This is a genomic window from Bacillus sp. JJ864 (assembly GCF_036963045.1).
Lineage (GTDB): Bacteria > Bacillota > Bacilli > Bacillales > Bacillaceae_G > Bacillus_A > Bacillus_A pseudomycoides_C.
This window is the reverse complement of record NZ_JBALLY010000114.1, coordinates 1-6,785: the sequence shown is the minus strand read 5'-3', so window position 1 is coordinate 6,785 and position 6,785 is coordinate 1. Positions and strand designations below refer to the sequence as shown.

At 33.9% G+C, this 6,785-nt stretch carries 6 protein-coding genes and 1 pseudogene; 4 read left to right on the top strand and 3 right to left on the bottom strand.

Annotation, left to right across the window (positions count from 1 at the left end; all coding sequences use genetic code 11):
• Window positions 1-81: 81 nt before the first annotated feature.
• Entirely contained in the window at window positions 82-531 is a 450-nt protein-coding gene (locus V7024_RS17345) for a lactococcin 972 family bacteriocin (RefSeq protein WP_335522158.1), read from the bottom strand.
• 279 nt (window positions 532-810) lie between these two features.
• Here V7024_RS17345 and V7024_RS17340 point away from each other — a divergent pair.
• The 4 genes and pseudogenes from V7024_RS17340 to V7024_RS17325 all read left to right on the top strand — a co-directional run.
• Window positions 811-996, top strand: a pseudogene (locus V7024_RS17340) (disulfide bond formation protein B); the annotation flags it as partial.
• 110 nt (window positions 997-1,106) lie between these two features.
• The gene (tnpC, locus tag V7024_RS17335; protein WP_335522156.1) at window positions 1,107-2,483 is read left to right on the top strand and encodes an IS66 family transposase; all 1,377 of its coding nucleotides are present in this window, start codon (window positions 1,107-1,109) and stop codon (window positions 2,481-2,483) included.
• Window positions 2,484-2,676: 193 nt separating this feature from the next.
• Complete coding sequence (locus tag V7024_RS17330) at window positions 2,677-3,078, top strand: BlaI/MecI/CopY family transcriptional regulator (RefSeq protein ID WP_438824480.1); 402 nt, start codon at window positions 2,677-2,679, stop codon at window positions 3,076-3,078.
• A 2-nt stretch (window positions 3,079-3,080) separates the two neighbouring features.
• Entirely contained in the window at window positions 3,081-4,994 is a 1,914-nt protein-coding gene (locus tag V7024_RS17325; protein WP_335522152.1) for a M56 family metallopeptidase, read from the top strand.
• Between the two features lie 138 nt (window positions 4,995-5,132).
• Here the strand turns inward: V7024_RS17325 and V7024_RS17320 are convergent, their stop codons facing one another.
• Window positions 5,133-5,990, bottom strand: a complete 858-nt coding sequence (locus V7024_RS17320) for a hypothetical protein (RefSeq protein ID WP_335522150.1) — start codon at window positions 5,988-5,990, stop codon at window positions 5,133-5,135.
• A gap of 42 nt (window positions 5,991-6,032) precedes the next feature.
• Window positions 6,033-6,497 carry a stress protein gene (locus V7024_RS17315; protein WP_335522148.1) on the bottom strand — a complete coding sequence of 155 codons (465 nt, stop codon included), beginning with the start codon at window positions 6,495-6,497 and terminating at the stop codon, window positions 6,033-6,035.
• Window positions 6,498-6,785: the final 288 nt, after the last annotated feature.

The following is a 6,785-nucleotide window of genomic DNA, read 5'->3' as shown; positions in this document are numbered from 1 at the left end:
TAAAAAAGGGAGCAAAAAGACATTATAAATCAAGACTTTTTATACTCCCTTTATCTTCCATCTAATTAAATTACAAACAAACTATTGAACATCATAATATGATCTATAAGTCTTTAATTCCTTATAATATGGTGTTATAGCATAAGCTGTATCACCTGGATCTTTCCATCCACTATAAGTAAATTTATCATTTGCCATAGCTGTTGCTTTATGTACTCGAGAACCGTGTTTATATTCAGAAAATTGAGCGTAATCAAAGTTCCAACCCATTTTTTGACCTTTACACCAATTCCCTCCATCTACACTAAGACACGTACCTCCACTTAAACTTGCTCTATTCATTTTTTTTGACCCACTAATAACAGGTTGTTCACCAGATACAACATTTGTAAAACCATGTTCTGTATAAATTACATTTGGTGAAGAAGATGTTTTTTCTTCTGCTGCAAAACTTGTTACAGGTGAAGCTAACAAAGCACCACATAATCCTAAAGATAAAATCCCCTTACCTAAAAACCCCTTACGTGACATAAAATCTCCCCATTCCATAAAATATTTTACTAGTTTTAACTAGCACAAAAACAAAAATATCATATATTACCAATTAAGTCAAATATTTACATCTATAAAATAATAGATTAAAATGAAATTAAATTTTAAAATTCACATAATAAATAACAAGAAATCCATATAATACGTTTAACCCCTCTTATTTTTAAAATTTTCGATTAATCTGTAAATAATTATAACATAACCAGAAATAAAAACAATATTTTCCATTTATGTAAAAATTAACGAAAAGGAGAAAAAATGAATACAACCAAAAAATTAGATAATATCTTATTTATAGCATGGGCAACCTCTTTTATTGCAACAAGTGGAAGTTTATATTTTTCTGAAATCATGAAATACGAACCTTGTACTCTATGTTGGTATCAACGTATCTTTATGTATCCATTAGTTATCCTATTAGGAATAGCAATTCTAAAAAAAGATGTAACTACTCAGCTACCCTAAGGTTTTAATGGTTTAATATTTTTATTTTCAAGTTTACCTCCACAAATTCCTGTTAACACTTGTAATAAGAAAAACAGGAGGTGAAGTGTATGAACCGAAAAGATATTCTTATTGTTTATAAACAAGGACCAAATTCTGTTGTGAATTTAGTTGAAACATTATGTGCTCGCATTCAAGAACTCGAATTCAACGCAAAAAAAAACTCAAAAAATAGTCATAAACCCCCATCAATGGATGGGTTACAAAAATCAGCCACGAAAAGCCTGCGTGAAAAAACAGGACGTAAAACGGGCGGTCAACCTGGTCATAAAAGTCATACACTTTGCCAAGTGGAACATCCAGATCATGTGGTTGTTCATCCTGTGACAATGTGCTCGTGTTGCCAATCATCATTAGAAAATGAACCTGTTAGCTCGAAAAAGGTGCGACAAGTGTTTGATATCCCGCCTGTTTCTTTTGAGATACTTCAACATGAAGTAGAACGAAAAATTTGTCCACGTTGTCTTCATATCGAAGAATCTCCATTTCCAAAAGGTGTGACAAATGCGACTCAATATGGGCCGAATGTTCAATTGATGGTGAACTATTTAACGCAATATCAATATCTATCTCTTCAGCGAACGTCTGAATTCTTTCAAGATGTGTATCAACATTCAATCAGTCAAGGCACAATCAATCGCCTCATTCAGTCTTTTAGTGAAAGTTTACAAGAAAAAGAAGAAGAAATCCGCTCAAAAATTTTAGCTTCTCCAATTGTTCATTGCGATGAAACAGGACTTCGCAATCAAGGGAAAATAGAATGGGTGCATACCTATAGTACCCCGGAGCTTACCATTCAATATATTCATCCAAATCGCGGGACTGTAGCGATGGATGCGATTGGTGTATTGCCTGCATTTACGGGTATTGCGGTGCATGATTGTTGGAAATCGTATTTCCAATACCACAAGTGCCAACATGTCTTGTGCAATGTGCATCTTCTTCGAGAATTGCGTGGTATATTCGAACAAACAAAGCAAGAATGGGCACACGAAATGGCCGATTTCCTTTTGAAAGCAAAAGACCAAAAAGAGAAAGGTAACTTAGATGCACAAAAACTCGTCAAATTACATCGAGAATATGAAACGATTCTCGCAAAAGGAGAAGAATCAAATCCCATTTGTCCAAAAGAAAAGAACGTCCGCGGAAGACAGAAGCAAAGTCTGGCGCGGAATCTCTTAAATCGATTGATCACACATCAAAACTCAATTTTAGCATTCATTCTTTATCCCGCTATTCCATTTGATAACAATCAAGCGGAACGAGACATACGTCCAGTAAAACTACGACAAAAAATAAGCGGTTCGTTCCGAAGTGAATATGGTGCTCGCAATTTTTTACGAATTAGAAGTTATATGAGCACGATAAAAAAACAAGGAAAATCTATTTTTCCGTGTATCCAAGAATGGATTGAACAGGTGAATTAGATCTGTGCCCAGCAAAAACTCAGAGGTAGTGCTTCGTAGCGATTACCTCTATTTGTCTTGCGTTTTTAACTATGGGCTGAGTAGTTACTATTTTCTTTATATTGATGAATCCAAAATATGGTTGACATTTCAGGATTACATTTGTAATATTGAATTACAGATTACAAATGTAATATAAGGGGTGGGATTTTAAATAATGAAAGAATTACCTAAAATATCGGAAGCTGAATTAGAAGTTATGAAAGTTCTTTGGTCAAAATCTCCTCAAACGGCAAATGAAGTGATTGAAGCGCTAGAGGTAACGATGGACTGGAAACCGAAAACGATTCGAACGCTTATTAATCGATTAGTCCAAAAAGAAGCTGTTTCTTACCATCAGGATAAAGGGCGTATGTATGCATATTATCCTTTAGTGTCGCAAGATAGTTATCTACAAGTGGAAACAAAATCTCTCCTCAAACGTTTCTATGGTGCGGCATTTAAACCTTTACTTGTGAATTTCTTAAAGGAAGAAAAACTATCTTCAGAAGACATTAACGAACTTAAACGTATTCTGGATGAGAAGACTGAGGAAAATCAGAGGAAGGATAGATAATAATGATAGATATGCTTGTAAACGTCTATCTACCTCGCTTTTTTGATTGGGTGATAGAAACCTCAATTATGGCCAGTATATTAGTTGGTCTAATCTTAAGTGTAAAAATTTTGCTTAGAAACAAGTTAACCCCACGATGGCAGTATCTATTATGGATGATATTAATTGTAAGACTTATATTACCATGGTCACCTGATAGTTCCTACAGCATCTACTCTATCCTTTCGTACAGTAATGGAACTTCAGTTAGCTTTCACCAAGACCCTGTAATTGTTGCTCCTTCAACAGAACGTATGAAAGGATCGGCAGATATAGGCGATACAAAGATAATCACAAAAGAAGATACCTCCGCATCTGATTCAACACAAATAGCCGAGGAAAGTAAGAAACAAACTCACAGTAATGAAAAGCAAAATAATGAGACGTTTTCATTTTATACAATCATTTTATATATTTGGCTTGCTGGAGTTATCATTCTGGGCTTTACTACCATCATTATGAATAGGCGTTTATTACTCTACATAAAAAAACAACCAGTGATTACAGATCAAAGGATTGTCAAAATCTTTGAGAATTGTAAAAAATCTATGTCCGTTCAGCAGGATATCCCACTCCTCTTAGCTGGGAAAATCTCAAGTCCAACTGTTTTCGGATTTTTTCGACCGAGGGTGTTATTGTCAAGTGCACATATGAAAGTATTAGATAATCAACAACTACGATATATTTTTCATCATGAATTGGCTCACATTAAAAGAAGGGATGTCGGTGTAAATTGGCTTATGCATGGCTTACTCATCCTAAATTGGTTTAACCCAATTCTTTGGTATGCCTACTCATGCATGCGGGAGGATCAGGAAATGGCATGCGATGCATCGGCTCTGACATTTATAGATTCAGAGGAACAAATTGCGTATGGTCATACCATTATTAGTCTTTTAGAACACTACTCAAGTTATTATCAAGTACCAAGTCTAGCGAATTTAAGTAGAAATAAAAGAACGTTGAAAAGGAGAATTCTTATGATTAAAAAATTCCAAAAGAAGTCGTATCGTTGGTCTGCACTCGGAGTTGTGGCGGTAATTGCTGTTTCATCTCTATCCTTACTAAATGCACAGGCAGAAGAACCGAAAGGAAACCCAAAAGAAAATATAACAACTGTTAATACGAAAGATACGGCATCAGAATCAATTTCTATGATTATAGAAAAATTGGTGGGTACGCCAGAAAAGGCAAAGGAAGATTGGGGAATGTCAAAAGAAAGGTATGAAACAATGACTGAGGAATTCTCTGTAGCTGAAAAATATTTGACGAAAGTGGAATTTAAACAGTTCGTACAATTGAGTCAGGAGGACCTTTCTATCCAGAAAAAGGCAATGGTTCAAGAAGGAGATCGAAAGCGGTACAAACACGAACTTTTAAGTGAAGAGGACAACCAAAAGCTAAAGGAAAATTCGAACAAAATAAACCCTCTTTGGGAGAAGATTAGGAAACACTTCCCATCAACAATTGAAGATGCAAAAAAAATAGCTGACTTTCCAATTAAAAAACCAGCTTATATACCAGAAGGATACCATCCAGTGCAAGAACAAGTTGACTCAGACATTACGATAGGGAAACCAAAACCCGTCATTAGGACTGAATATACAGAAGGGGATGCTGGTCAAATTGTCATCTGGCAGTCAGATATCTTAGAAGGGAAAAAAAATCCTTGGAATATGCAAGCATTTGATACGTTTGAAGAATACAAACTAGAGGGAAACCAAGTGACCTTTGGAAAATACAACGACAGCAATATAACAGGAATGAAGATGATTGTTCCTGCCAAAGATGGGAAAGGTGCGTATCAAATAGTAATTACCGTTAGTATTTTAAATAAAGCTGAATTAGAAAAGATTATGCTTTCCATGCTGAATTAAAAAATAGGGTTCTTAAGAACCCTATTTTTTTGAAAAGAACTTCTATCTTGAACTGAAGAAATTTAGGATTTCTAAAATAACTAAGATCTAATTAACCATAGAGGTATAAAATTTTCATTTTGGGGGTACTTCAGAATCTTAGCTTGATAGCGATGTGGCGGGACCCCTATTTGAGCTATTATTTTTGTAGTGTTCTCTATAAAGTTCCGATGTAATATTTAAAAACACGGTAACGGATGTTTTTAATAAAGTCATATAATCTCCTATCATTTTGTTCGAAATATATAATGAATTACTATGAATAACTTTATTCCTAATTTTTCGTAAGTCATCCCATAAATCGTAAAAATCTTTGTCATACTGTTCTATATGTTGTTTTAGACTTTTGGTACTATTTTCATTTAAATATTTAATTTTTCTGTTGAGCGATATAAATCGATCACCATGTTCTTTTATTTTTCTAATTCTAAGTGCATCTTTATAATAAACATTAAACAATAATTCAATAGTAGAAGCTATCAAAATTACAATTGGTTTTCTGTAGGGTGTCTTTATAAAATGGAGTGAAGCGACGATACTTATCGCTAAATCGGTTGGGTACATTTTAACTAATTCGTCTTCTAGATTGTCATAAACATTAGATTTGATATCAATACTATATTTCACTTCATCTTCGAGTAAAAGGTCTAGTTCATAATAAATATTGGTATATTTTTCTAAAGTAAAGTGTACATTAGCGTCTTTCATGTCATCAAACATCTTATAAGCTAAATCTATTTCTCTAGTTAAATCTTCTATATTTTGTTCATTCAATTTGTTTGTGGTTTTTACAAAATCCTTGATTGAAAAATGAGGATAATAGCAATCTCTAAATCGTTTTTCTGATCCACAAAATTTACATTCAATTTCACAATCAAAAATATCCAATATTTGTTTGTAGTCGCGGTCCTCAATTATTTCTCCACATTCATAACAAAAAAGAGACAATCTTTTCACCAGCTTTCATCGAATTAAATGCTACCTAACGCTTGCAATTATTTATCTAATTATTTTATCCATAACATCTTTATATTTATTAAAATCATCATCTTTCATATCGCCATTCATCTGTAAAAGGAAGTTCCCCTTAGCATATGTATGTGAGAAAAGCATTGGAGCTGAGTTTCCTAATTCATCGTAATACTTCTTAGCCTTCTCTAAATCTTCTTTCTTACTAAATTCAAACACACGGCCACCTTTATCCTCGCCTAGTTTCGGAGTAAGGATGCGTTTTCCATCTTTACGCATGTTACCGAACTCTTTTTGTGGTAGATCCGAAGCGTTTTCAGCTTCTAATCCAGCTTTTTTGAACTCACTAATAAGTGAAGTTGTAGTAACCGGTTCAGGCTTCTTAGCTTCTTGTTTAGGTTTCGATTCAGTTGCAGTCTTCTCATTTGAGCTACAAGCAGCCATTCCCATAAGTAATGCGCTACATGCTAATGCAGTAAGTAAGTTGCGTTTCATATTGTTACCTCCAGTATGTATTAGTTATTTCATCTAAAATGTAAGATTGCTTACCCCATGGTAGCAAACAAATTATTTGTATATTGTCTTATTTTGTCGAATGAACATAAAAAAGAGAGTCGAATCCCTCTTTTTTATGTTCTATTAATCCCACTTCTTTGAATTTATTAATCCATTATGTTCATGGATGTTTTTGCTCATCCCCCGAAAAAAGGGGGATTTAGATTAATTACTCAACTACATCCCCAAAAGGTACACCTTTTGATGTATATAGATATCTATGAAAAA